Origin of the sequence: Prodigiosinella aquatilis (assembly GCA_030388725.1) — a bacterium.
GTDB classification, from domain to species: domain Bacteria; phylum Pseudomonadota; class Gammaproteobacteria; order Enterobacterales; family Enterobacteriaceae; genus Prodigiosinella; species Prodigiosinella aquatilis.
In genome coordinates this window covers 55,917-82,684 of the sequence record CP128857.1, presented here as the reverse complement: position 1 = coordinate 82,684, position 26,768 = coordinate 55,917, and the positions used below count along the sequence as shown (strand labels likewise).

Below are 26,768 nucleotides of genomic sequence, written 5' to 3'. Positions count from 1 at the left end.
AAAGGAAAGGGAATGCGCGCGGTAGTCACCAAAGGAACCCAGTAGGACAACCGCTCATTACCACCACTGAATAAAACGGGGGAGACAAATGTCTCCCCCGTTTTATTGCCGGAATAGTTCGACGTTAACTGAGACGGTGAAACGCCAGACCGCTACCTCGAATACTGAAATATACCTGTCATCGTTCAACATGCAGGAAAGCGGAATGTATGATTCCGCTTTTCAGAAAGGTATCAAATCACGTTATAACGCGAAAACCATTCCAGCATGCGCTGCCAGCCATCCTGTGCTGATTCGGCATGATAACTGGGGCGGTAGTCAGCATAAAACGCGTGACCCGCATCCGGATAAACGATTATCTCAGCATTCGCATTGGCTGCTCGCAACGCCTGACGCATCGTCTCCACCTGTTCCAGCGGAATACTGTCATCCTGCGCCCCATAAAGGCCGAGCACTGGCGCCGCCAGATCTTTGGCGATATCCACCGGATGATCCGGGTTATTCAGCGTTTTATTACCGGTCATCTTGCCATACCAGGCAACAGCCGCCTTCAACTGTGGATTGTGGGCGGCGTACAGCCAACAGATGCGGCCACCCCAACAAAAACCGGTAATACCCAGTCGGCTGGCGTCACCACCATGTTTAATCGCCCAGTTGGCGGTATGGTCCAGATCAGCCATCACCTGGCTATCTGGCACATTGCTGACCAGACCCGTGATCAATTGCTGAATATCGGTATATTGCTGCGCATCCCCCTGACGAAAATAGAGTTCAGGCGCAATCGCCAGATACCCCTGTTTCGCCAGACGGCGGCATACATCGCGGATATGTTCGTGGACGCCAAAAATCTCCTGTACTACCAGCACCACGGCAAACGGACCCGTTTTGTCAGCCGGTTTGGCGATGTAAGCCGGTAAAGCATCGCCTTGCGAAGGAATAGTGGTTTCCCCGGCAGTGATACCCACGGTATCCGTTATTATCGCGGAAGAAGCCAGCGGTGCGACGGCGGGGGTAAATCCACTCGCTGTCGATGCAGGGATAATCAGTTCATCTGTTTTCATGACACTTTCCTTAAATTAAACCGGGTGATTTCAAGCTTAATACAAATTCTTTCCACGCTTAAAGAATGTACAGCCAAGCGGTGTTGATTCATTATAGGAATAATGCGATTTATCATTCGCTGTCTTACCGGGAAAGTCATGCGGTACTGCTGTAAAAACCATTTACAGCAGTCGGAACCCATTAATAACGTGATTTAAATAACATTACTAGTGCAAATAAAAGGTCGTTACTTTTTAACAAACGACTTATATCACTAAAAACAACAATATCTTGCGCTAGGATCAGATCGGTACCCCGACGTTAATGAATTGCCTGGGAGGCGATGATGTCTGCATCTGATGTGTTTCACCTCGGTTTAACGAAAAATGATTTACAGGGAGCAACGCTGGCGATTGTTCCCGGTGATCCGGGACGGGTGGAAAAAATTGCCCAACTGATGGATAACCCGGTATTCCTGGCGTCACAGCGAGAGTTTACCTCCTGGCGAGCTGAGCTGGCCGGAAAAGCCGTCATTGTGTGCTCCACCGGAATTGGCGGCCCCTCCACATCCATCGCCGTGGAAGAACTGGCTCAATTAGGTATTCGTACCTTTTTACGGGTCGGTACGACCGGCGCCATTCAGCCACATATTGCCGTGGGTGATGTGCTGGTTACCACGGCGGCAGTACGTCTTGATGGTGCCAGCCTGCATTTTGCTCCGCTGGAATTCCCGGCGGTGGCGGATTTCACCTGTACCTCGGCACTGGTGGAGGCGGCTCAAGAGGCAGGAACCACGTTACACATAGGTATCACCGCATCTTCAGATACTTTCTATCCAGGACAAGAGCGCTACGATACGTTTTCAGGCCGTGTAGTACGTCGCTTTCAGGGCTCAATGGCCGAGTGGCAGAGCATGGGCGTGCTGAACTATGAAATGGAGTCCGCCACGTTGTTAACCATGTGTGCCAGTCAGGGGCTGCGTGCGGGTATGGTGGCGGGGGTTATTGTTAACCGCGCTCAACAGGAGATTCCTGATACAGCGACCATGAAACTGGCAGAAACTGCGTCGGTGAATGTGGTACTGGCCGCAGCCAGTAAACTGCTGGCATGATCCGCTACTGATGATACGATAAGCACCGGGCTGGCATAACGCTGGCCTTGATGATCCAATCTCCCTGATTTTCTTACCAACGCCCCGTATTGTGCGTGGCCGTTTTCGATAACGCCAAGGAGAGATATGACTGCACCGACATTGCTCCACCCTTCTTTGCTTCCACTTAAAGGCGGAATCAATTTCCGCGATTTAGGCGGTAATCGTACCGCCGATGGCCGCTACATTCGCCACGGAAAACTATTTCGCTCAGGTTCATTAGATTTACTCAGCGAAAGTGATTGTACACATCTGGCCGGCGTTCCGGTGGCTCACGTTATCGACTACCGCGACCCGGATGAAGCGGCACTCCGACCAGATATCCTATGGTCTGGCGCGACCTATCATCCCGTTCCCGCCAATCCGATATGCCATCAAGTGACCGCCAATCTGGAGTCGCTCGGTCAGGAAACCCTGGCAGCGTTTGATTCCCGTGGATTTATGCTGGAGTTATACCGGCATCTGCCGTTTGATAATCCGGCCTACCATCATTTGGTGAAGCTGCTGCAACAGCCGGAGGAAGGCGCACTGGTACAGCATTGTGCCGTAGGAAAGGATCGCACGGGCATAGGGTCCGCACTGATACTATTCGCTTTGGGGGCTGACGAGCAAACGGTACTGGAAGATTACCTGCTGACCGAAACCACTCTGATGCCATTTCGCCAGCAGTTGTTGGAAGAACTGTCCCAGACAATGAATGAAGAAGCGCTGAAGCAGTTCTCGTTTGTGTTATCGACACAAGAGGAATTTCTGGCTACCGCATTGAATGAAATCCGTGTTCGACATGGCTCAATAGACAGCTGGCTGAAACAGGATTATGGGCTGGATCAGCAAGCACGTGAGGTATTGCAGGATAAGTATCTTATCTAGCATGTGCCCAATCAGATGCTGGCGGTGACATTGAACACCCACAGTGGTGAGTGAAAGTGTAGAAATTCCGCCACATAGCCTGCCGTCAAATACCCGTCATCAGGCAATCAATCGCACCAATGATCTCGGGCGCTCAGATTGGTTACGGGTTCGGTCAGTATTTGGATTGGCACACGCGTCACTTGTTGCGTCAATATCACGACATCATCGCCTTACCACTCATGACCCGTTTTTGACCGCTTAATGAGCACGGATTGCCGCTCACTCATCTTACCTCTTCGTGCTCTTCGGGCCCGTTGTATGTTAGCTCCAGGTAAATCCTGGAGATAATAATTATGCAACATGCGATTACGTTCGTTATTGCGACCCTTTGTATCCTGGTGATTTGTTATCGTCTGTACGGTGTCTTTTTTGTACGTAAGGTGCTGCAAGCGGATGATAATGAGGTCACGCCGTCTCATGTGTTTGAAGATGGTAAGAATTATGTCCCGACAAAAAAATGGGTGAATTTTGGTAGCCACTTCGCCGCCATTGCCGCAGCAGGCCCGTTAGTGGGACCGGTGCTGGCAGCACAGTTCGGCTATCTGCCTGGTTTTTTATGGCTGTTGATTGGCTGTGTGGTAGGCGGTGCCGTACACGATACGGTGGTGTTGTTTGCCTCCATGAAGCATCAGGGGAAATCCCTGTCTGAAGTCGCAAAATCTGAGCTGGGCCCGGTTGCCGGTTGGTGTACTGGTCTGGCAATGCTGTTCATCATCACCATTACCATGGCAGGCTTATCGATGGTGGTGGTACATGCGCTGGAACGTAACCCCTGGGGCACGTTTGCGGTGTTCATGACCATTCCTATTGCCATCGGTGTCGGGCTGTGGGAACGGGTGACTGGCAGCATGAAAGGCGCCACCTGGGTCGGTATCGCGGCCATCATGGCGTGCGTTATCGCTGGCCCCTATATCCAAAACTCGGCATTCGGTGAATGGCTGATGCTGAAATCTGAAACCGTCAGTGTAGTTTTGCCGATATACGCCTTCTTTGCCACGGCGTTGCCCGTGTGGATGTTGTTAACCCCGCGCGGTTATCTCTCCAGCTTTATGAAAATTGGTGTCTTCGGCGCGCTGGTGGTTGGTGTGGTGTTTATTAACCCGGAAATCCAGTTCCCGGCGGTAACCCAGTTTATCCACGGCGGTGGCCCGGTTCTGTCTGGCCCGGTATGGCCGTTTATCTCCATTACCATTGCCTGTGGCGCGATTTCCGGCTTCCATGCTTTTATCGGTTCCGGTACGACACCGAAGCAGATTGATAAATGGAGCGATATCCTACCAGTCGGTTTTGGTGCCATGCTGGCGGAATGCGTGGTCGGAGTCATGGCGTTAATCGCCGCTACCGCCCTGCATCCGGCAGATTATTTTGCCATCAACTCATCGGCGGCATCCTGGCAGGCACTGGGGATGAATGTAGTGAATTTGCCGATGCTGAGTCAGGAAATTGGTCTGGATCTGTATGGCCGTACCGGCGGCGCGGTAACGCTGGCGGTAGGGATGACCGATATTTTCATTCGTGTGCCTTGGTTCAGCCATCTGGCCTCGTATTTCTTCCAGTTTGTGGTGATGTTCGAAGCGGTATTTATCCTGACGGCTGTCGATTCCGGTACCCGTGTCGCCCGTTACCTGTTGCAGGATTTTCTGGGGGATCTGTGGGCACCGCTGAAACGGACTGACTGGCTGCCGGGCGCCATTGGCTGTAGCATCCTGGCCTGTGCACTATGGGGTTACCTACTGAATTCCGGTGATATCAACTCGGTATGGGCACTGTTCGGGGTATCTAACCAGTTAATGGCCTCTGTCGGGTTGATTATCGGTGCCACCATTATCCTGCGTCTGGCAACCAAACGTATCTATATGCTGACCTGTGTGATTCCGCTAGCGTATCTGTTTGTCACCGTAAACTATGCGGGTTACTGGATGGTGAAGTACGTTTACTTCAATCCACAAGCCAAAGGCTACAACCTGTTTAACGGTTCCATCTCTATCATTATGCTGGTACTGGGCATGGTGATTCTGATTTCCGCACTGAAGAAATGGCGCGAACTGCTGAGCCGCCCGCAGACGGAACTGAGCAGCCCGGTCACCGCCAATATGTAAGCCGATCAGAATATCCATCCATAAAAAAAGCCGATCAGAATATCCGATCGGCTTTTTCATATCCGGTCAATTCAGCCGGTTCCCCGGTCTGAATACGTTATAAGTTAACCGGTGTTCCGCATACCGGCAGCCACACCGGCAATAGTAACCATCAGCGCCAGTTCCACTTCCGGCTCCGGCTGTTCCTGCTGACGAGAACGGTGCAACAGCTCTGCCTGAAGTACATTCAGCGGGTCAGTGTAAACATTACGCAACGCAATAGACTCGGCAATCCATGGCAAGTCAGCCATCAGATGATCGTCATTGGCGATAGTCAGCACCACGTTGATATCCGCCGCCAGCTGTTCACGCAGTTTTTTACCCAATGGCCACAGTTTTTCCTCCACCAGGCGCTGGTCGTAGTATTCCGCCAGCCACAAATCCGCTTTGGCAAAGACCATTTCCAGCATACCAATACGGGTGGAGAAGAACGGCCAGTCGCGGCACATGGTTTCCAACTGATCCTGCCCGCCGTCTTCAATCACTTTCTGCAATGCCGCACCGGCGCCAAGCCAGGCAGGCAACATCAGGCGGTTCTGCGTCCAGGCGAAAATCCACGGAATGGCGCGTAAACTTTCAACCCCACCGTCGGGACGACGCTTGGCCGGGCGAGAGCCCAGCGGCAATTTACCTAGCTCCAGTTCCGGTGTCGCCGCCCGGAAATACGGTACAAAATCCGGATTATCCCGTACATAACTACGGTACATATCACAGGAAACGCGGGATAACTCATCCATGACATGGTGCCACTCTTTTTTCGGCTCCGGCGGCGGCAGCAAGTTGGCTTCCAGAATGGCGCCAGTATACAGCGCCAGGCTGCTGATAGTGACTTCCGGCAAACCGAACTTGAAACGGATCATCTCGCCCTGCTCCGTTACTCGCAGGCCCCCTTTCAGGCTTCCTGGCGGTTGAGACAACAACGCCGCATGCGCCGGTGCGCCGCCGCGGCCAATAGAGCCGCCACGACCATGGAACAAGGTCAGCGCTATGCCGACTTTCTCGCAGGTTTTGATCAAGGCGTCCTGTGCACGATACTGCGCCCAGGAGGCAGCCATTCCTCCGGCATCTTTGGCGGAATCGGAATAACCGATCATCACCATCTGTTTGCCCTGGATAAAACCGCGATACCAGTCAATATTCAGCAACTGCGTCATGACACTGTCAGCGTTGTTCAGATCGTCCAACGTTTCAAACAATGGCGCCACCGGCAGAGCAAACGGGCAACCCGCTTCTTTCAACAGCAGATGCACCGCCAGCACATCAGACGGTGTACGCGCCATGGAAATCACATAAGCGGCGATGGAACCTTGCGGGGTTTCCGCGATAACGTTACAGGTTTCCAGCACCTCCTGCGTTTCGGCACTCGGTTTCCACTGATGTGGCAGCAGCGGGCGTTTTGAACTGAGCTCACGAATCAAGAACGCCTGCTTGTCAGACTCGGACCAGCTTTCATAGTCACCCAGTCCCAGATAACGAGTGATTTCCGCCAGCGCATCAGTATGGCGGGTACTTTCCTGACGCACGTCAATCCGCACCAGCGGGACACCAAAACAGCGCACACGGCGTAAAGTATCCAGTAATTGACCGTCGGCGATAATGCCCATGCCACAGGCATGCAGAGACTGGAAACAAGCGTAGAGCGGTTCCCATAACTGGTCATTGGTAACCAACAGGTCCTGCGGTCTTGCCCGTTGTTCACCCCTCAGCCGCGCCTCCAGATAATTAAGCGTATTAGTCAACTGGGTACGCAGATTCTTCATGACCGCCCGGTAAGGTTCCTTCTCACTCTCTCCGCCAGCTAACTGTTGTAGCTCCGGCGTACACTGTGTCATGGATAATTCGGAAACCAGGAACTGGATATCACGCAGAAACAGATCCGCCGCCTTCCAGCGGCTGAGCAACAGTACATGGCGAGTGATTGCTGACGTAACGTTTGGATTGCCATCACGATCACCGCCCATCCATGACGTAAAGCGCACGGGAACGGAATCAACCGGTAAGCGATAACCAAACGACTGTTCCAACTGTTCGTCTAACTCACGCAAAAACGCGGGAACACCTTCCCACAGACTATTTTCCACGACCGCAAAACCCCATTTGGCTTCATCCACCGGTGTAGGGCGAATTTTACGGATTTCATCCGTATGCCAGGATTGGGCAATCAGTTGCCGCAGACGACGCATGATCTGATGGCGCTCATAATCAGCCAGATCATTGTGATCCAGTTGCTTGAGGCAGGTGTTCACTTCTACCAACTTATGAATCAGGGTGCGGCGGGTAATTTCTGTCGGGTGCGCAGTGAGAACCAGCTCAATGGAGAGTGACTCCACCGCATCACGGATATTTTGCTCCGTCAATTTGTCGCAGTCTTTCAGTCGCTGAAAGACTTTTGCCAGATTTTCCGGGTTACTGACCGCTTCACCATGGGGCGAGATACTATGATATTGCTCAGCGGTGTTAGCCAGACTCAAAAACTGGCTAAATGCGCGAGCGACTGGCAACAGTTCGTCATTAGACAGATTTTGCAGTGTCGTCAGCAGTTCTTTCCGATGCTTTTCACTGCCGGCACGGGATGACTTCGATAACTTTCGGATTGTTTCAACACGCTCAAGAATGTTTTCTCCCAATGCATCCTTAATCGTATCTCCGAGCAGTTTGCCAAGCATACTGACATTGCTTCGCATTGCGGAATATTGTTCGTTCATATTTACCCTGACCCATCTCTCGTTATTTTGTAAATTTATTACACTCACAAAAAGTGTGGTTGCTGTCTTTTATCTAGCCACGCCCAGCCGTATTCGTCAATTAACGTTCATTACTCTTACAGTTGTACCTTTTTCTAGGGCATAAAGGCAATTTGTGAAATTTAATTACAAAAGCTTGCATATAAGCGAAGCTTATTATTGTGTGATAGTGATCATGTTTTTGGCCTGCACGGTGGCAGGCCGGAAAGTGGTTCAGTGCTGACAGAAATGTTGAATTAACTGGGTAATCAGCGAACGTGTCGGCTGGATAAACGCGGTATCAAGATATTCATCCGGCTGATGCGCTTGATTGATGGAACCGGGCCCCAGCACTAGCGTTGGACACATCGTTTGAATAAACGGGGCTTCAGTACAATAGTTGACCACTTCGGTCGGCACTCCCAGCAGTTTTTCCACCACTTGCGACAATGGGTGATCAGCGGCACATTCGTAACCTGGAATCGGTGGATGCAGTTCACTGACGGTTAAACGCCCCGGCCAGCGCTCACTCACCGGAGCCAGCGCTTCGGTAACCAGCCCGTTAACATCGTTCAATGCCATACCCGGCAGTGGCCGAATATCCATGTGCAAATCACAGCAGGCGCAAATACGGTTAGAAGCATCACCACCGTGGATATGACCAAAATTCATGGTGGGGTAAGGAATATGGAATGCTGGATTGTGATAGCGCTCCTGCAATGTATTGCGCAACACCATCAGATGGGAAATCGCTTCATGCATCAGTTCAATGGCGTTAACCCCCCGCGACGGATCACTAGAGTGGCCGGATTGCCCCTGAACACGAACAGCTTTGGACATATGGCCTTTATGAGCACGCACCGGCTTCAATGACGTCGGCTCCCCGATAATGGCGCAGTCTGGACGCACCAGGGCAGATTCAGAGAAATACTTTGCTCCTGCCATGGTGGTTTCTTCATCTGCCGTAGCGAGGATATATAAAGGTTTGGTCAGCGTTGCCGGGTCAATATCCCGAATGGTATCCAGAATAAAAGCAAAGAAGCCTTTCATATCTGCCGTACCCAACCCATATAACTTATTATCGTGTTCGGTCAAGGTGAACGGATCTCGCGTCCAACGACCATCATCAAACGGAACGGTGTCGGTATGCCCGGCCAGCAGGAGGCCACCAGAGCCTTCCCCGATACGGGCTAACAGATTAAATTTACCATTCGTACCAGGAACCGGCTGAACGTCAACATGGAACCCCAAATCGGTAAACCAGCCGGCTAGCAAATTGATTAAGGTTTCATTACTTTGATCCAGTGCACGATCGGTCGCGCTGATGGATGGAGTAGCGATCAATGCCCGGTACAGCTCAATAAAAGGGGGTAAATTCATCTTCACTGTTGACAGCCTCTGGTTAGGATAGTATCAATATTCATGCATTTATTTTGAATAAAAATACAATAATGCTGGGTAAAAAGATATCATAAGGTTCGGTGTCGTAAAACGCACCGGACGGGTGATTTACCCGGCTTCGTGGGTGAGCAGCGTGGCTGCGCTGATGAACCCTGCTACCTGTTTCACTGAACAAGCAAGAAGGTATACGGATCCCATGCTGAATACGTTGATAGTTGGTGCAAGTGGTTATACCGGCGCAGAGCTGGCACTGTACCTGAACCGTCACCCACAGATGAACATAACCGCTTTAGCGGTTTCAGCGCAAAGTGTAGATGCAGGAAAATTGATTTCCGATCTTCATCCCCAGCTTAAAGGCATTGTTGACTTGCCCGTGCAACCCCTGATCAACGTTGCCGAGGCAGCCAAAGGTGTCGACGTGGTTTTTCTGGCCACCGACCATAAAGTCAGCCACGATTTGGCACCGCAGTTTCTGGACGCTGGCTGTACGGTCTTTGATCTCTCAGGTGCTTACCGGGTACAGGACGCTGAATTTTACCGCCGTTATTACAGTTTCGAACATCAGCATACCGACTGGCTGGCTAAAGCCGTGTACGGACTGGCGGAATGGCAGGCAGAACATATCAAACTGGCCCAGCTTATCGCCGTACCGGGTTGTTACCCCACCGCCGCCCAATTGGCATTAAAGCCATTGGTGGAAGCACGCCTGCTGAACAGCGATCAATGGCCGGTCATCAATGCTACCAGTGGTGTGAGCGGCGCCGGACGTAAGGCCAGTATGACCAACAGTTTTTGCGAAGTCAGCCTGCATGCTTATGGTATTTTTAACCATCGCCATCACCCGGAAATTGAAAACCATCTGGGGATCCCGGTAATTTTCACACCGCATCTGGGTAATTTCCCGCGCGGGATACTGGAGACGATCACTTGTCGTTTGCAACCGGGCGTGACCGCGCAGGATATCGCCGAGGCCTATCATAATGCCTATCACGACAAGCCGTTGGTTCGCTTGTATGCTCAGGGCGCTCCGGCTCTGAAATCCGTGGTAGGGTTACCTTTCTGTGACATTGGTTTCTCCGTGCAGAATGAACATTTGATTGTTGTTGCGACCGAAGATAACCTGCTGAAAGGCGCGGCAGCACAAGCCGTACAGTGCATGAATATTCGTTTCGGATTCCCGGAAACCCAATCTTTACTCTGATAACCCCTTAGAGGCGCAAAGACCCCATGAACCCGTTAATTATCAAGCTAGGTGGCGTATTACTGGATAGCGAAGAGGCGCTGGAACGCCTGTTCACCGCGCTGGTTCAGTATCGTCAACAACATCAACGTCCGTTGGTTATCGTCCACGGCGGAGGATGTCTGGTTGACGATCTGATGAAAAAATTGTCGTTACCCACGGTGAAGAAAAATGGTCTGCGCGTCACACCCGCCGATCAGATCGATATTATCACCGGCGCACTAGCCGGTTCCGCCAATAAAACCCTACTGGCATGGGCAAAAAAACATGATATTAATGCTGTCGGCCTGTGTCTGGCGGATGGCGGCAGTACCGAGGTAACCCAGTTGGATGAAGTGCTGGGTTATGTGGGTAAAGCCCAGGCTGGTTCTCCCATGCTATTAAACACTCTACTGGCGTCAAGCTATCTGCCGATAGTCAGTTCTATTGGTATTACCGCACAAGGCGACCTGATGAACGTAAACGCTGATCAGGCGGCTACCGCAGTGGCGGAAACACTGGGTGCAGACCTGATATTGCTGTCAGATGTCAGCGGTATTCTGGACGGTAAAGGCCAGCGCATCGCAGAAATGACGGCGCAGAAAGCGGAACAGCTCATCATGCAGGGTATTATTACTGACGGCATGATCGTCAAAGTCAATGCCGCACTGGATGCCGCCCGCACGCTGGGCCGCCCGGTGGATATTGCCAGTTGGCGCCATGCCGATCAGCTACCAGCGCTGTTCAACGGTGAACCTATCGGCACTCGCATTGTGGGGTAATAACGACAGCAGCATCCGTTATCCCGTTGCGGGAAGGGCGGTACAGAAAACGCATTATGGAAGCGGGTCAGATCATCATACGGATGGGATTCTACCCGCATTTATTTGAATACCGGGAGTAATGTTATGGCTTTGTGGGGTGGTCGGTTTAGTCAGGCAGCAGATCAGCGTTTTAAACAGTTCAACGACTCACTGCGGTTTGATTATCGTCTGGCAGAACAAGACATCGTAGGTTCCATCGGCTGGTCCAAAGCGCTGGTTACCGTTAATGTACTGAGTGCGCAAGAACAACAACAGTTGGAACAAGCGCTAAATACACTGCTGAAAGAAGTACAGGCCGATCCGGAAGCGATTCTGCAAAGCGATGCCGAGGATATTCACAGTTGGGTGGAACAGCGCCTGATTGAAAAAGTGGGTAATCTGGGTAAAAAATTGCATACCGGACGTAGCCGTAACGATCAGGTAGCCACCGATCTGAAACTCTGGTGTAAAACGCAAATCGATGAATTGATTCAGACTATTCGCCATCTGCGCCAGGCGTTGGTCGTTACGGCAGACGCTAACCAGGACGCGGTAATGCCCGGTTATACTCACATGCAACGCGCCCAACCGGTAACCTTTACACACTGGTGTCTGGCTTATCATGAAATGCTGGCACGAGATGAAAGTCGGCTGGAAGACACATTGAAACGGCTGGATGTCAGCCCGTTAGGGTGTGGAGCACTGGCGGGAACCGCTTATTCCATCGACCGTGAACAACTGGCTGGCTGGCTGGGCTTTGCGTCCGCGACCCGTAACAGTCTGGACACCGTTTCTGATCGCGATCATGTACTGGAACTGCTGGCCAATGCGTCTATCGGCATGGTGCATCTGTCACGCTTCGCCGAAGACCTGATTTTCTTCAACAGCGGTGAAGCAGCCTTTGTTGAGCTGTCAGACCGCGTCACGTCCGGTTCTTCCCTGATGCCACAGAAGAAAAATCCAGACGCCCTGGAATTGATTCGGGGTAAATGTGGCCGAGTGCAAGGTGCCCTGACCGGCATGATGATGACGCTGAAAGGGCTGCCACTGGCGTACAATAAGGATATGCAGGAAGACAAAGAAGGCCTGTTTGATGCACTGGATACCTGGCATGATTGTCTGATGATGGCGGCACTGGTGCTGGAAGGCATCCAGATCAGGCGCCCACGTTGTCAGGATGCGGCAGAGCAAGGCTACGCCAATGCCACAGAACTGGCCGATTATCTGGTTGCCAAAGGTGTGCCGTTCCGTGAAGCACACCATATTGTTGGCGAAATTGTCGTCGAAGCCATTCGTCAAGGCAACGCGCTGGAAGCACTGTCTCTCACTGATTTACAGAAATTCAGTGCGGTAATTACCGAAGACGTTTATCCCATTTTGTCATTACAATCCTGTCTGGATAAACGTACGGCCCAAGGCGGCGTTTCCCCTCAGCAGGTAGCGAAAGCCATCGCCGAGGCGAAACAGCGTCTGGCCTGAATATTGTAAACACCGTGCGGATAGGGTTTAGATACCGGATTACAAGCGACGAACCCCAGCTTGCGCAAGGATGATAGGAACAGTAAGCGTTGCAGTAACTTCAAGGCATAGCATACGCTATGCCTTTCACCTTTCAACAACCGTAAAACGACACGTTACGCCGTTATTCTTCGTCATCATCCCGCAATGGCACAATCAACATATCGATGTGAACGGTATTGATCAGTTGGCGCGCAGATGACATCAGTTTGCTCCAGAAATCCTGATGGTGACCGCACAACACCAGATCCACACCGTATTTCCGAATAGCATCCACTAATACCTGTCCTAAATCACCGCTACCACTCAGCGTTTCAGTAATCGGATAACCTGCATTCTGAGACAGATCTCGCAGTGCATTCTGCGTCTCTTCAGAAATACGCTGTTGCATATCACCCAAATTGACATCAATCAACCCGGTATAAAGATCGGAGTAATTCACATCTACATGAATTAACGAAACTTTAGCATCATACGGCCTTGCCATTGAAACAGCTTTTTCTACTAACACCTTGCTTTCCGGTGACAGATCAACAGCGATAAGAATGTGTTTGTAAGCCATAATAAGCTCCTTCCATAAAGACTAATTAGTGAGTCAGCAGATATTTATCCTGCCAATCTGATAATTAATGGCGATCTGTAGATTAGCACCCTTGAAGAAGAGGGATATGTTCAGCAGATCACAACGCGGTATATTCCACATCTAACAGGCAAAAATCCAATAACCTCTACTAAATATCTTGAAGTTATGGTCTGTACAAGCCGATAAAAAAGCATCAACGTAAAACTACGCTCTTTCTTTAATGAGTGTAGTTTAAAAGTGGCATTTTTTGTGTCCAAAAATTCGACCCGGGATCACAGAGAATAACGATATTTTTTTTCATCAAATAACGACATCAAGACGACGTTATAGTAAAAAAGTGAATTCCTCTTCTACAATAAAGATTGAGGGAAGGTCTGTCATTCCGGCAAGCCACCTTGAGAAAGGAAAGTAGGGGTGAAGAAGACATAAAGGGCTTTCGTCGCGATATTCCATATCCGACCGCCCGATAAAATCGCACAAATAACGTGTGGCATAAATATTCTCAGATGGCTGTTACCGTGATCCGGCAGCATCCAACACGCTGATGAATAACAAACCGGGAGGGGAAGCATGATGAGTACATTTGCGCTTTTCTGGGCCTTATGTGTCGTCTGTATCATCAATATGGCGCGATATTATTCTTCATTACGCGTACTACTGCTGATACTGCGGGACTGTGATCCACTCCTGTATCAATACGTAGATGGAGGCGGTTTTTTTACCTCTCACGGTCAACCAAGCAAGCAAATTCGGCTGGTACGTTATATCTACACCCAACGCTACATTGAACACCACGACCCAGAATTTATCCGCCGCTGCGAACGGGTCCGCGGCCAGTTTCTGCTGACCACCGCGCTTTGCGGACTGGTGATAGTTAGCTTGATTGCCATGTTAATCTGGTATTGATATTGGCATGTCTGGAGGAGGGAAATGCGGGAGTGTCTTTTTGGTAACCTGAAAGTAAAAGGCGACCTTTACAGGGCCGCCTTTCTTGTTCTTCATGGTAAGCACACGGGTTAAATCAGTTTCAACATCAACCAATAGATCACACCAGAAAGTACCAACGATACCGGCAGCGTGAAGACCCACGCCAGCAGGATATTTTTCACAGTCCTGCTCTGCACTCCGCCACCATCAACAATCATGGTTCCCGCCACGGCGGAAGAAAGAACGTGAGTGGTCGATACCGGCATCCCGGTATAGCTGGCAATACCAATCGACAATGCGGCGGTTACCTGTGCGGCAAGCCCCTGCGCATACGTCATGCCTTTCTTGCCAATCTTCTCACCGATAGTCGTGGCTACACGTTTCCAACCCACCATCGTACCCAGTGACAGCGCCATCGCCACAGCGACAATGATCCAAACCGGTGCATATTCGACCGTTTTCAGCAAATCCTTACGAAAATTGCTCAACAAGTGCTGATCTTCTAACGAAGTTTCCGGCAACTTGATGGTGCGATCAATAGAATCAGAAATACACATCAGCAAACGACGCACTTGAGCACGACTGTCGCCAGAGAGCTCATCGTAGCTTTTCAGATTACCCAGCAGACGCATTGTGTGGTCAATTGCCGTCATCACGCGGGAACTATCACAATGAAACCCCGGCAGACCGTTACCAGGAATGGTTTCATTCGGTGACGGAATCAGCGGTTCCGAGAGAGCAATCACGTGCGCCAACTCAGCCCCATGGGACTGGTAATATTCCTGCAGGTTAAACACTGCATCACGGGTGCGGCTAATGTCATAGCCAGAAGCATTCATATTGACGACGAACCCGGCCGGCGCCACACCAATCAGCACCAACATGATAAGACCAATACCTTTCTGACCATCGTTCGCACCATGGGAAAAACTCACCCCCACGGCAGACAGAATCAGCGCAGTACGAGTCCAGAACGGTGGCTTCCGTTTACCATCCTGTTTTTCGCGTTCGGCAGGCGTCATGTGAATGCGCAGCCGCTTTTTATTGCCACTCCAGTAGCGACGTAACAGATACACCAACAATCCAGCCATCACCAGGCCGACAATCGGAGAAAGGATCAACGACAGGAAAATACTGATCATTTTAGGAATGTTGAGCGCATCCACTACCGAAGTATCCGTCAGCAACGCATTGGTTAAACCAATACCGATGATGGAACCGATCAGTGTATGAGAACTGGAGGCCGGCAGACCGAAATACCAGGTCCCCAAGTTCCAGATAATCGCCGCCAGCAGCATGGAAAATACCATCACCAGACCGTGGACAGAACTGACATTCAGCAACAAATCCGTGGGAAGCAGGTGAACAATCGCATACGCGACGCTAAGCCCACCCAGTAGTACACCAAAGAAGTTAAATACCCCGGCCATCACAACAGCAAGCTGTGCACGCATAGCGCGGGTATAGATAACGGTAGCGACCGCATTGGCTGTATCGTGGAAGCCATTAATCGCTTCATAGATCAATACAAACAACAAAGCCAGTATCAACATCAGACCGGTATGAAAATCAATGCCGGCGAATAAATGTAGCATAAGCGTTAGGCCATTAAGTGGTCATGAACGCGGCGCATTATCGGCGACAAGCAGGGGTATGGAAAAGCGAAATATGACATTATTTTGACTTACGTTACGTTAACCTTTTGCGAGAAAACGATTTAATCAATAAAAATCAATACATTATATGTTATTACCAAATTATGTAATTTATTACACTGGTCAGAGCATGCGGTGAACACTACAATTTGCCGCCCTGAAAGGCCATCAGATTGCAGGCCGGGCCGTTATTTGTTACCGGGAGAACAAGCGTGGAACAGTTTGACGTAGTGGTTATCGGTGCTGGTGCCGCCGGGCTTTTCTGTGCCTCACAGGCCGGTCAACGTGGGCTACGGGTGTTACTGGTGGATAATGGTAAAAAACCCGGACGTAAAATATTAATGTCCGGCGGCGGGCGCTGCAACTTCACCAATGTACACACCGAACCGGCTGCTTACTTGTCCCACAATCCCCATTTCTGCAAATCTGCGCTGGCACGCTACACCCAGTGGGATTTTATCGATCTGGTGAACCGCCACGGCATCGCGTACCACGAGAAAACGCTGGGACAATTGTTCTGCGATGATTCGGCACAGCAGATTGTCGATATGCTGATGAAAGAGTGTGAATATGGCAATGTCACCCTGAGGTTGCGTAGCGAAGTGTTATCGGTAGAGAAACAACAACAGTTTCAGGTTCAGCTCACACAAGAGATGGTGCAGACACCCGCGCTGGTGATTGCCAGCGGTGGACTTTCCATGCCAGGGCTTGGTGCCTCGCCGTTTGGTTATCAGTTGGCCCAGCAGTTTGGCATCAACGTACTCCCCACCCGGGCCGCACTGGTGCCCTTTACGTTGCATAAACCGCTGCTGGAACAGTTGCAAACCCTCTCTGGCGTTTCGGTACCCGCCATCGTGACAGCCGAAAACGGCACCAGCTTTCGCGAGAATATTCTGTTTACTCATCGCGGCCTCTCTGGTCCGGCGATCCTTCAGCTTTCCAGTTACTGGCAAGCGGGAGAATTCGTCACCATCAACCTGCTTCCCAGCATCGATCTGGCGGTGCGTATCAATGCGGAACGACTTGCACACCCCAATCAAAGCCTGAAAAACACGCTGGCACAGTGGCTACCCAAGCGGCTGGTGGAATGCCTGCAAGCGCTGGAACAACTGCCGGAGATCACCCTGAAACAGCTTAATCCTGTCCAGCAGACGCAACTGGAGAACACGCTACAACGTTGGCGGGTTCAACCCAACGGCACCGAGGGTTATCGCACGGCAGAAGTGACGCTGGGTGGTGTGGACACGCGAGAGCTGTCCTCCAAAACCATGGCAGCCAACAAGGTTCCGGGACTTTACTTTATCGGCGAAGTGGTGGACGTCACCGGCTGGCTTGGCGGCTACAACTTCCAGTGGGCCTGGAGTTCTGCCTGGGCCTGCGCGCAGGCGCTGGGGTGATTATGCAAGGACAATACGTTAGATTTTCTGTGGGAACAGAATATTAGTTGTCGACATATTAATTGATCATTTTTTGGCAATCACTTAATAGTAGCAATCGCTATAACTATGGAAAGATAAAAAATAAAAATAGAGAATTAAAAATGCATCAATGATGGACAAAGGTTTGATTTATTCAACAATGCCAATAATACCTTGAGAGATAATGCATTAATCTGTTTAATGTAATTGGGTGAGAATAGATCACGAGTAAAAAAGATGAACGTTAACCAAACTCTCAGCCCCGATCTGGACGAGTGGATCAATGCGCAAAATCCTATCGTTTCTATGTCTAAAGAGTATCCAGCGGGCCACAACATTACCTTGCATCAGCACAGCCGTGGACAACTGGTTTATGGCTGCTCCGGGATGATGGAACTGCGCACCCGAGATGAGTATTGGATGCTTCCTCCCCTTCGTGGCGTCTGGATACCACCACAGGTGGATCATGCTATGGTCGCCCGAACTGCGGTATCTTTGCGTACCCTTTATGTCAATATCAAGGCGTTTTCTATTGCCTTGCCGCTTCATCCGATGGGCATTAATGTGTCACCTCTATTACGAGAGTTGCTCGCTCAGGCCTCAAAATTTCATTTAAATTATCCACCAGAAAGTTTTGAATCACGTTTACTTTCATTAACTTTGGAGGAAATGCAACGTTCCGCCGAGAATGGTCTTCGATTACCCATGGGTCGAGACAAACGGCTACGCAGCATCTGTGATGCGCTTTTTGCGCATCCAGGTGATCCACGTTCCTTATCCGAGTGGGCAAATGAGGTTGGTGCAACAACTCGGACACTCACGCGATTATTTCAAAATGAGACGGGAATGCCATTTGTCCATTGGCGTCAGCAGTTACGTATTGTCGATGCAATTCCAAGGCTCATTGCAGGCGAACGCATTAGCCAAATTGCCGATAGTTTAGGTTACAACTCCCAAGGGGCTTTTACCGTGATGTTTAAGCGAGTGACGGGCAAAGTGCCCAGTGATTATTTTAGTTGATAAGTCCGATTCGACGATAAACCTGTCTCATTCAAAAGAAACTAAAAATAGTTAATCCATATACTGTTCTAATTAATAAAAATTAATTGGGGAACAGATGAAAACATCTCGAGTGGCAACGATAAACCACTATCTTCTATTAGTAATCATATCCACTTTTCTACAAGGTTCCTCTTTCGTAAGCACCAAGATAGTTATGAGCGATGTCCCACCACTCTGGACAGCCGCTGCTCGTTTCTTTGTTGCGGCTCTAACGTTATGCCCTTTTGTCTTTTTACTGATGCGCCGCCAACAACTAAAGTTACGTGATCTACCTTGGGTACAGCTTTTCTTAATTGGATCGTTACAGACAACGGGTGTTATGGCATTCCTGAACATTGGATTACTGTCTACGTCTCCCTCTACTGCTGCGATTTTAATGGCAAGCAATCCCTTATTAGTCGTTCCGCTGGCATGGATTTTTCTGGGTGAGCGGTCATCAATGCTGGCGTTGGTTGGATTACTTATCGCTTTTATAGGCGTGATAATTTGTATCGGTATCAGCCATTCCGGAAATGGTATTAATTATGGTGACGGGCTGGTCATGTTGGCATCAGGGTGTTGGGCATGCTCCACGGTGCTTAATAAAAAGTTTGATTTTACCCTTTCACCATGGATAGTAACATTTTGGCAGATGTTGCTTGGAGCCTTGGTTTTGGCAATTGTTGCCATAGTAAGTAAACAACATCCCACGCTGCCTTCCACACCTTATAAATGGGGAATGTTTTTTTGGTTGGCCATCCCAGCTTCAACAGGAGCAATGGGATTATGGTTCGCGGCCCTGAAAATTGGCGGCTCTGTACAAACCAGCGGTTTTTTGTTCCTGTGTCCATTATTTGCTGCATTAATCGCTTTCGCATTGACACGGCAAACCCCAGCGCTGCACGAAGTTATTGGTGGCGTACTAATTGGCGTTGGACTGTATATTATGTCTCGCTGGCGCTATGCCAGCGAGAAAGAGGGGGCCAAACAGAAAAAAGCATTAGAGGAAATAAACGATTAACAGCGTTCCACAATCATAGCGATACCTTGTCCTACGCCGATACACATCGTACACAGTGCAAATCGGCCACCAATACGATGAAGCTGATTAACAGCCGTTCCAATGAGTCTGGCACCACTCATGCCAAGAGGATGTCCTAATGCAATGGCTCCGCCATTAGGATTGATCCTTGAGTCCTGAACATCCAATTTCAGCTCATTGATGACCGCTAATGCCTGCGCTGCAAATGCCTCGTTTATCTCCAGCACATCCATCTCCTGGAGTGTTAATCCTGCAAGCTTCAAGACTTTGTGAACGGCAGGTACGGGTCCCATTCCCATAATCCGAGGTTCCACGCCGGAACAGGCGCTGGCCACAATGCGTGCACGCGGTTTCAAATTATGCCTGATCAACCCTTCTTGCGAGGTAAGCAGTAATGCAGCGGAACCATCATTTACACCTGACGCATTACCCGCTGTGACAGTGCCATGGCTTTTGCGAAATGGCGCAGCTAAACGTTGCAGGTTTTCTATCGTAGAAACTCGAGGATGCTCATCACTGCTTACTAGCCGGGATTCTTTACGCGAGATTTCGACGTTTACTCCAACGATTTCTTCATCGAAGAAACCCGCAGTAGCGGCAGTGGCATATTTTTTCTGACTACAGAATGCAAAATCATCTTGGGAATCGCGACTAATCCTAAATTTCTCGGCTACATTCTCAGCAGTTTCAGGCATCGCGTCCACACCATACATCAATTTCATTTTAGGATTGATAAAGCGCCAGCCAATCGTCGTATCATATGTTTCTGCTTGACGGGAAAATGCTTTAGTTGCCTTTGGCATTACCAGTGGCGCTCTAGACATTGATTCAACGCCACCTGCAAGCAACAGATGTCCTTCACCGGCCTTGATATACCGAGCAGCCATCGCCAGAGCATCCATGCCAGACCCACAAAGACGATTAATTGTTGTACCCGGAATGCTGAGGTGGAACCCAGCCAGAAGTAGGCTCATACGAGCAACATTACGATTATCTTCCCCGGCCTGATTCGCGCAACCCAAGAGGACATCATCAAGACATTGCCAGTCAATATCTTGATGGCGTGTTCGTAATGTTTCCAATGGAATTGCAGCCAAGTCATCTGTACGGAAAGAAGATAATATCCCAGCATATTTTCCAATAGGCGTGCGCGCATAGTCACAAATATAAGCATCACTCATTATCATTCCCCTTACCTTTATATTGGCATTGACTTCAACCATTCTCTAGCAATGTTTATTTCTTTCTCCGAGACTACATGTTCACGTTGGTCAAATATTTCTACCCTGACATTTGCTCCTAACTTTCTAAAATAATTGGCAGACTCAATAACCCGATAAGCAGGAACCCAGCTATCAGTATTACTTCCTGTGAGAAGAATGGGTACTTTCTCCAGTTCATCATTATCAATGAATGATAAATCGACTTTCGGCCCAAATAGACCACCAGTAAACAATAAGGCCCCACCAATGCTTCGTCTAATATGTGCAAGATATTGACTTCCAATGCACGCTCCCTGTGAAAAACCAACAATCCAAATATTTTTAGAAGAAATATTCCGGTGAATTAAATAATTAATAATTTCATCTATACAGTGAATAGCTTTATCAGCAAAAGGCTGATTATCATTCATATCTCTTAAAAAACCTCTTGGGTACCAGGTTTTTTCTGGTGCAAGTGGTATGATCCAAGCGATATTATCATTGCTTACACGATTTGCTATTTGATAAATATCATCGGAAGATTGGCGACGACCGTGTAATAAAATAATAAATTTAGCAGCACTTTCAGCTGAAGCACCTCTGCATTCAACTGGATATGGTTTATCTTTGAAATATGACTCTAATTTTTTCATATTTTAAATCCCCCACAATCAGTACTCTCTTGCAGCCAATATGCCACTTGCCGAGCGTAGTAACTCACTATCATGTCCGCACCGGCACGCTTAAAACCCATCATTGTTTCCAACACAGTACGTTTTTCATCCAGAGCCCCGGCGAGCGCGGCAAACTTTATTGCCGCATATTCACCACCCACTTGATAAATCGCCAAAGGCAAATCAGTTCTCTGACGGAGGCGGCTTAACACATCCAAATAAGGTGTTCCGGGTTTTACCATTAAAATGTCAGCGCCTTGCTCCTCGTCCAGGCGTGCTTCAACCATTGCTTGCCTTCCATTCGCAATATCCGCCTGATATCCATGCCGATCTCCGGTTAACTCACAATCTACAGCGCTGCGAAATGGACCATAAAATGCTGATGAAAATTTAATTGCATGAGCAAGGATGGCAACGTTAGAAAAGCCAGCGGCGTCAAGTGCCGTTCGAATGGCCCCTACTTGGCCATCCATCATTGATGAAGGCGCTAACATGTCAGCACCCGCCCAAGCTGCAGTGAGTGACTGTTTAACCAAATTCATAACCGTCAGGTCATTATCGACTTCTCCGTCAACGACAACCCCACAGTGGCCGTGTGTTGTGTATTCGCAAAAACAGATATCGGGTATTACAATCATATCTGAACAGTTTTGCTTGATTGTCCGAATCATTCGTGCCAGTAAGCCGTTATCAGACCAGGTATCACTCCCTTGAAAGTCTTTGTGACTCGAAATACCAAATGGCATGACGTAACGGATCCCAAGTTCATAAAGTGCTGCAATTTCTCCAGGTAACGATGCCTCTGGCAACCGCATGATCCCCGGTAACATTTCTATCGGTTGCGCTTTATCAATACTTTCGTCGATGAAAATTGGCTGAATGAGATCACTTAAGTGAATTAAATTTTCTTGTACAAGTTCGCGCAATTGAGGATTACGCCGCAAACGTCTGGGCCGGTAGGTAAGGGATAATGAATTACTCATTTCTTTGTCCTTTTGAATTCAGCCCTAATATTTCTCTTGCCTCCGAGGGAGTGGCTACCTCTCGTCCAATTTCATGAGATAAACGAACAATTCGTTCTACTAATTGAGCACTTCCCGTTGCCAACTCACCTTTATGGTAATAGACGTTATCTTCAAGCCCCGTTCGCACATGTCCACCGAGAAGAATAGTATGTATATTTATAGGCAATTGAGCTTGACCAATTCCAATTGCTGACCATATACTTTCACTTGGTAGATTATCAATTAAATTCAATAAATTCTTACATGTTGCCGTCACGCCGCCGTGAATTCCCATTGCAAAAGCAAATAACATTGGCTTATGTAGAAACCCTTCTTTAAATAGCGTTAATGCTTCATTAATTACGCCAGAATGATAAATTTCTATTTCTGGAGTAACATTATTAATTGTCATGTCATGTGCTAACTTTCTGGCAAGAGAAGGAGGATTAATAAATGGTTTGTCGCCATGATTAACGGAGCCACAATTAAAAGAGGCTATTTCTGGTTTAAGAACCAAATGATTCCATGCCTGTTCAATAGGGGAGGTTTTAGGAAGATTAAGTCCTGACGTGCTTAAATTTATGATGATGTCGCAACGTGAACGAATGCGCTCTACAATATCCTTCCAGATTTTAAATTCATAACTTGGTTTTCCTTCAATATTCCGAGCATGGACATGTGCAACAGAAGCCCCCGCTAGCCAACATTGATAAACCGACTCCGCAATTTCATCGGGAGAATAAGGAACTGAAGGATTTTTGCTGCGGGGCGTTATACCACCATTCACAGCTGCAGTGATGATAAGTTTTTTCATGGTAAAATGACGATTCTGAAATTTGATGGTAGTTACAGCTTTGCATAATTATGTAAAATTTTTTTTATAGAATAGGACATATATTGTTGATATCAGGAAATTTACGTGATGAAAGCCCCATATTTAGGTAAGCATGTTAGTTTTTTGTACAGATTATGTTAATGGCTTAAACGATAACGTCAGGCGCCAGAGCCTGATGATCGGTATGCTCGATCTTATTCCCGGAGAAACAATCCTTTATTCAATTAATAACAGAACAACCATTCTTTATTCATTATCCATGGCGTCACTTTCCTCAGAACATGTGCAGGTCATCGTCCATTCGGACAGAAGAAGTCAATATGCAAATCATCAGTATTGCGACGCACCGAAAGATAACAGTTTACGCTGTTCGATGAACGGGGAAGGCAGCGGTTATGACAATGCGGTAATGGAAAACTCAGTGAACTATAAAATAGCGGCATAATTTAGGTGAAAATAGTTTCAGGGACAGCTCACATTCTGCTTTTGAGCATGTCATACTATGAGTAGCACACAACATTCCAATACCAAACCCAGTCATTTACATCAGTGTTAACAAACTAAATATCGGTAATCGTAGGCTCTCAGGTTCGTTTTGTACTCGCGAAATGAGGCTCACTTCTGCCAGGCCATCGCCGATTCCAGCCCAGATAATAAAAAACTGCGGTGAAGCGGGCCTTATCGGCCCGCATGTAATAACTTACTTTTCTACTTTTGCTAATTCTGTTTCTACCATTTTCTCAAACTGATCATAAGGAACGTAACCTGACAGCATAGTGTCGCCAATCAATATTGCCGGTGTTCCCTGAATCCTCAGTTTATTGGCCAGGGCGAGATTCGTTTTGATGGTTTCCAGACTTCTTTTGCTTGGTTCATTGACCGTCACGCCCACAGTCTTCTCGGCAGCTTTAATACTGGCGTCATCATGATAACCCTTTTTGGCCATTAAGCGGTCGTTAAAGGCAAGGAAGCGATCCGGCTGTGTCTCCCATACGGTAAGCGCATCCCTGGCCGAGGTAAGCGAACTTGCGGCACGAAACGGCAAAAATTTAAACACCACTTCCACCTCCGGATGCGCCTTTATAATCTTCTCCATATACGGATCGAACTGCTTGCAGTACGGGCAGTTATAATCAGTAAATAGCACCAGTGTCAGTTTGGGTTTGCTGGCGCCAATATGTGGAGAGCCAGAATCATTGTAGAGAGCATCTTTATTCTGGCTGATAATCTGCTTCACTTCGTTCTGTTGTTGTTGCTCAGCCTGCTGGTTATAGGCGTCAGCTGCCTGCGCCAAGATGCTCGGGTTCTCTATCAGGGTTTCTTTGATTAGCACTTTGATTCTGGCTTCCTGTGCTGGCGTAAAAGGTGGCGCAGCCCAGAGAGGGGTAGAGATCAGCATTAAAGCAATAGCGAGTTTTTTCATTAACGTGTTCCTTTAGCCGCATTCAGCGTTTTTAATAAATTTTCACTGTCGAGAAGAGGTGGTAGCACAACACCGTCCGGTTTACCCGGACCGTAAATCTGGTTGAAAGGTACCGCTACTCTTCCGCGACGTTTGAGAAAGTCGGTGATTTCTTTAGCAGGTTTTGTCCAGTCTCCACGAAGAGCCACTACGTCATCCTGTTGCAGAGCCTGACGGACATCTTCACGATCCAGCACCCGGAGTTCATTAACTTTACAGGTGATACACCAGTCAGCGGTGACATCGATAAACACACGCTTATGATTCATCAGCGCCTGATTAATTGCCTCTTCACTCAACGGTTGCCAGGCAATTTTTTCCCTGGCCTCTTTTTGGGATACACCTGAACCGGAAACGATAAGTGATTTGGTCAGATAACCACTCACAAACATCACAAGAAGCAACGCGATGTAAAACATCCGGGCATAGTTTTGGGTTTTCTTGCCGATAAGGATCGCGGTAAGTAACACCATAAATACCGCAATCATAATGACGATGTCAGTGCCGACATAGACATTTATCAAACTCAGCAACCACAAGCATGAACCGAACATCATAAGGCCAAGACCGATGCGTAACCCGTTCATCCAGCGTCCTGGTCCGGGTAGCCACATCGCCATTGCCGGCCACAATGCCACCAGCAACCAGGGGAAACTCATTCCGAGCCCCAGCGCCAAAAACACGACCCACAGCTGCGTCAAGGGAGCTGCGAGTGCAAACGCTACCGCCGTTCCCAAAAATGGCGCCGAACAAGGCGTGGCGAGCAGTGTTGCAAAAACCCCCTCACAGAAGTTACCGGCGATGCCGCGTCCACCAACTGTGGCCAAACGGCTATTTAAGGCAGAAGGCAGGGCGAAATAAAAAACATCAAACAAGTTTAGGCTAAAGAGGAAAGTAATGAGCACCATGAAGGCAATAAACCACGGACTTTGAAACTGTAGGCCCCATCCGATAACCGAGTGACTTAAACGTAACGAGGTCATCAGTAGCGCCAACGCCATAAATGAGACCATGATTCCGGCGGCAGTGGAGAGAAACCTGATACGTATATTGCCTCGTACACGGTTATCCGCATGCAGTACCGAGCCGAGTTTCATACCCAGCACCGGCAGCACACAAGGCATCAGATTCAGGATCAACCCACCGGCAAGCGCCATGAGTAGAATGTTCCAGAAAGGCAGTACATTCCCCATCTGCGCTCGAGCGATTAAGGTTTTACTGTGCTGCGCCATACCCTGATCGGCAATGACCAGTGACAGGCTTTGTCCGGTCAGATCAGGTGGTGTGTCACCCCACGCATCAGTCACCGGAACCGTCACCTTCAGGTGATGTCCGTTAATATCGGTCACCGGTTTGCCCAGGCTGGCATCGCTTAGGGAATCCAGAAACACTTCCGGGGCTTTCCATCCGCGAGGGTTTTCCGCCGTAATGAGCAGCTTCCCATTGGTATAGGACGCTTTCACATCACTCATCATGCCACTTTGGCTGGGAACCCGGCCCATCGCGCGAGTAAAATCATCATCAAACGACTTATCATTCGGCAAAGACAAGTCAAGGCGGAATGGATAGTCAGTCAGAATACAGACGTTACTGCATGTTGGAAGCGTCAGTGTACCCGCAAGAACGGTGAGATTTTTCTCCGTCATGACCATCGGGATAGTAACGTGGTCATGGTATCCCTGAGTCGTTAACCCTGAAATATCGGAACGCGTCGGAACCGGCCAGAACCATTTGGCAGTAAGGTGATCCTGCCAGCTGATTTTTGGCGCCACACCACCATCACCAGGGGATCGCCAGTAGGTTTTCCAACCAGGCGCCAGTCTGACGTCAAGCAAAACACGTAGGTCGCTCTTTGACGTATCAGCGCGAACGCGTACCTGCGCATGGCTGTTCTGCGCATCTTGTAACCAGCCGGTATCCGCCGCCTGCGCAGCGGATATGCTGAACAACAACAGGAGAAAAAATCTCCTGATAAAAATGTACATAATTAATCTCCGTAAATGAGTAGTTCAGAACCGTC

At 49.0% G+C, this 26,768-nt stretch carries 22 protein-coding genes; 11 read left to right on the top strand and 11 right to left on the bottom strand.

The window, feature by feature from the left end; all coding sequences use genetic code 11:
• Positions 1–233 precede the first annotated feature (233 nt).
• Positions 234–1,061, bottom strand: coding sequence for a dienelactone hydrolase family protein (locus PCO85_00360; protein ID WJV53985.1), 828 nt, complete (start codon positions 1,059–1,061; stop codon positions 234–236).
• Positions 1,062–1,387: 326 nt separating this feature from the next.
• Here PCO85_00360 and udp point away from each other — a divergent pair, with 326 nt between their 5' ends.
• The 3 genes from udp (at position 1,388) to PCO85_00345 (ending at position 5,202) form a co-directional block, all read left to right on the top strand.
• Positions 1,388–2,152, top strand: coding sequence for a uridine phosphorylase (gene udp / locus PCO85_00355; protein ID WJV55948.1), 765 nt, complete (start codon positions 1,388–1,390; stop codon positions 2,150–2,152).
• Between the two features lie 126 nt (positions 2,153–2,278).
• A complete protein-coding gene (locus PCO85_00350; protein ID WJV53984.1) occupies positions 2,279–3,061 on the top strand; it encodes a tyrosine-protein phosphatase in 783 nt (260 codons plus the stop codon).
• 335 nt (positions 3,062–3,396) lie between these two features.
• Complete coding sequence (locus PCO85_00345) at positions 3,397–5,202, top strand: carbon starvation protein A (GenBank protein ID WJV53983.1); 1,806 nt, start codon at positions 3,397–3,399, stop codon at positions 5,200–5,202.
• A gap of 104 nt (positions 5,203–5,306) precedes the next feature.
• Here PCO85_00345 and ppc read toward each other — a convergent pair whose 3' ends face one another.
• The gene (gene ppc / locus PCO85_00340) at positions 5,307–7,946 is read right to left on the bottom strand and encodes a phosphoenolpyruvate carboxylase (protein ID WJV53982.1); all 2,640 of its coding nucleotides are present in this window, start codon (positions 7,944–7,946) and stop codon (positions 5,307–5,309) included.
• A 252-nt stretch (positions 7,947–8,198) separates the two neighbouring features.
• On the bottom strand, positions 8,199–9,350 hold the full coding sequence (gene argE / locus PCO85_00335) for an acetylornithine deacetylase (GenBank protein ID WJV53981.1): 1,152 nt from the start codon (positions 9,348–9,350) through the stop codon (positions 8,199–8,201).
• 211 nt (positions 9,351–9,561) lie between these two features.
• Between argE and argC the strand changes: the two genes are divergently transcribed.
• From argC to argH, 3 genes are all read left to right on the top strand, one after another.
• Complete coding sequence (argC, locus tag PCO85_00330; GenBank protein ID WJV53980.1) at positions 9,562–10,566, top strand: N-acetyl-gamma-glutamyl-phosphate reductase; 1,005 nt, start codon at positions 9,562–9,564, stop codon at positions 10,564–10,566.
• 26 nt (positions 10,567–10,592) lie between these two features.
• Positions 10,593–11,366: an acetylglutamate kinase gene (gene argB / locus PCO85_00325; protein ID WJV53979.1), complete on the top strand. Its 774-nt coding sequence runs from the start codon at positions 10,593–10,595 to the stop codon at positions 11,364–11,366.
• A 126-nt stretch (positions 11,367–11,492) separates the two neighbouring features.
• A complete protein-coding gene (gene argH, locus PCO85_00320) occupies positions 11,493–12,866 on the top strand; it encodes an argininosuccinate lyase (GenBank protein ID WJV53978.1) in 1,374 nt (457 codons plus the stop codon).
• Between the two features lie 163 nt (positions 12,867–13,029).
• Here argH and uspA read toward each other — a convergent pair whose 3' ends face one another.
• The gene (gene uspA / locus PCO85_00315) at positions 13,030–13,467 is read right to left on the bottom strand and encodes a universal stress protein UspA (protein WJV53977.1); all 438 of its coding nucleotides are present in this window, start codon (positions 13,465–13,467) and stop codon (positions 13,030–13,032) included.
• 591 nt (positions 13,468–14,058) lie between these two features.
• On the opposite strand from uspA, the gene uspB reads away from it, so the two are divergent.
• Positions 14,059–14,394 (top strand): universal stress protein UspB, encoded by a 336-nt coding sequence (gene uspB, locus PCO85_00310; protein WJV53976.1) that lies wholly within the window; start codon positions 14,059–14,061, stop codon positions 14,392–14,394.
• Positions 14,395–14,504: 110 nt separating this feature from the next.
• Here the strand turns inward: uspB and pitA are convergent, their stop codons facing one another.
• Positions 14,505–16,010, bottom strand: a complete 1,506-nt coding sequence (gene pitA, locus PCO85_00305; protein ID WJV53975.1) for an inorganic phosphate transporter PitA — start codon at positions 16,008–16,010, stop codon at positions 14,505–14,507.
• A gap of 272 nt (positions 16,011–16,282) precedes the next feature.
• Here pitA and PCO85_00300 point away from each other — a divergent pair, with 272 nt between their 5' ends.
• The 3 genes from PCO85_00300 to PCO85_00290 all read left to right on the top strand — a co-directional run bounded on the left by PCO85_00300 (position 16,283) and on the right by PCO85_00290 (position 19,550).
• Entirely contained in the window at positions 16,283–17,467 is a 1,185-nt protein-coding gene (locus PCO85_00300) for an NAD(P)/FAD-dependent oxidoreductase (protein WJV53974.1), read from the top strand.
• A gap of 258 nt (positions 17,468–17,725) precedes the next feature.
• A complete protein-coding gene (locus PCO85_00295; protein WJV53973.1) occupies positions 17,726–18,508 on the top strand; it encodes a helix-turn-helix transcriptional regulator in 783 nt (260 codons plus the stop codon).
• Positions 18,509–18,605: 97 nt separating this feature from the next.
• A complete protein-coding gene (locus PCO85_00290) occupies positions 18,606–19,550 on the top strand; it encodes a DMT family transporter (GenBank protein ID WJV53972.1) in 945 nt (314 codons plus the stop codon).
• Here the strand turns inward: PCO85_00290 and pcaF are convergent.
• The 4 genes from pcaF to PCO85_00270 are packed head-to-tail and all read right to left on the bottom strand — an operon-like array spanning position 19,547 to position 23,265.
• The gene (pcaF, locus tag PCO85_00285; protein WJV53971.1) at positions 19,547–20,752 is read right to left on the bottom strand and encodes a 3-oxoadipyl-CoA thiolase; all 1,206 of its coding nucleotides are present in this window, start codon (positions 20,750–20,752) and stop codon (positions 19,547–19,549) included. The genes PCO85_00290 and pcaF overlap by 4 nt on opposite strands.
• Before the next feature lie 17 nt (positions 20,753–20,769).
• Positions 20,770–21,426 carry a dienelactone hydrolase family protein gene (locus tag PCO85_00280; protein ID WJV53970.1) on the bottom strand — a complete coding sequence of 219 codons (657 nt, stop codon included), beginning with the start codon at positions 21,424–21,426 and terminating at the stop codon, positions 20,770–20,772.
• A complete protein-coding gene (gene hemB, locus PCO85_00275) occupies positions 21,423–22,430 on the bottom strand; it encodes a porphobilinogen synthase (protein ID WJV53969.1) in 1,008 nt (335 codons plus the stop codon). Before hemB ends, PCO85_00280 begins: the two co-directional genes overlap by 4 nt.
• Entirely contained in the window at positions 22,423–23,265 is an 843-nt protein-coding gene (locus PCO85_00270; GenBank protein ID WJV53968.1) for a 3-keto-5-aminohexanoate cleavage protein, read from the bottom strand. Before PCO85_00270 ends, hemB begins: the two co-directional genes overlap by 8 nt.
• A 196-nt stretch (positions 23,266–23,461) precedes the next feature.
• Here PCO85_00270 and PCO85_00265 point away from each other — a divergent pair, with 196 nt between their 5' ends.
• Positions 23,462–23,731, top strand: a complete 270-nt coding sequence (locus tag PCO85_00265; protein ID WJV53967.1) for a hypothetical protein — start codon at positions 23,462–23,464, stop codon at positions 23,729–23,731.
• 255 nt (positions 23,732–23,986) lie between these two features.
• Here the strand turns inward: PCO85_00265 and PCO85_00260 are convergent, their stop codons facing one another.
• Positions 23,987–24,709, bottom strand: a complete 723-nt coding sequence (locus tag PCO85_00260; GenBank protein ID WJV53966.1) for a DsbA family protein — start codon at positions 24,707–24,709, stop codon at positions 23,987–23,989.
• Positions 24,709–26,733: a protein-disulfide reductase DsbD family protein gene (locus PCO85_00255; GenBank protein WJV53965.1), complete on the bottom strand. Its 2,025-nt coding sequence runs from the start codon at positions 26,731–26,733 to the stop codon at positions 24,709–24,711. The genes PCO85_00260 and PCO85_00255 overlap by 1 nt, the downstream gene beginning before the upstream one ends.
• Between the last annotated feature and the right edge of the window lie 35 nt (positions 26,734–26,768).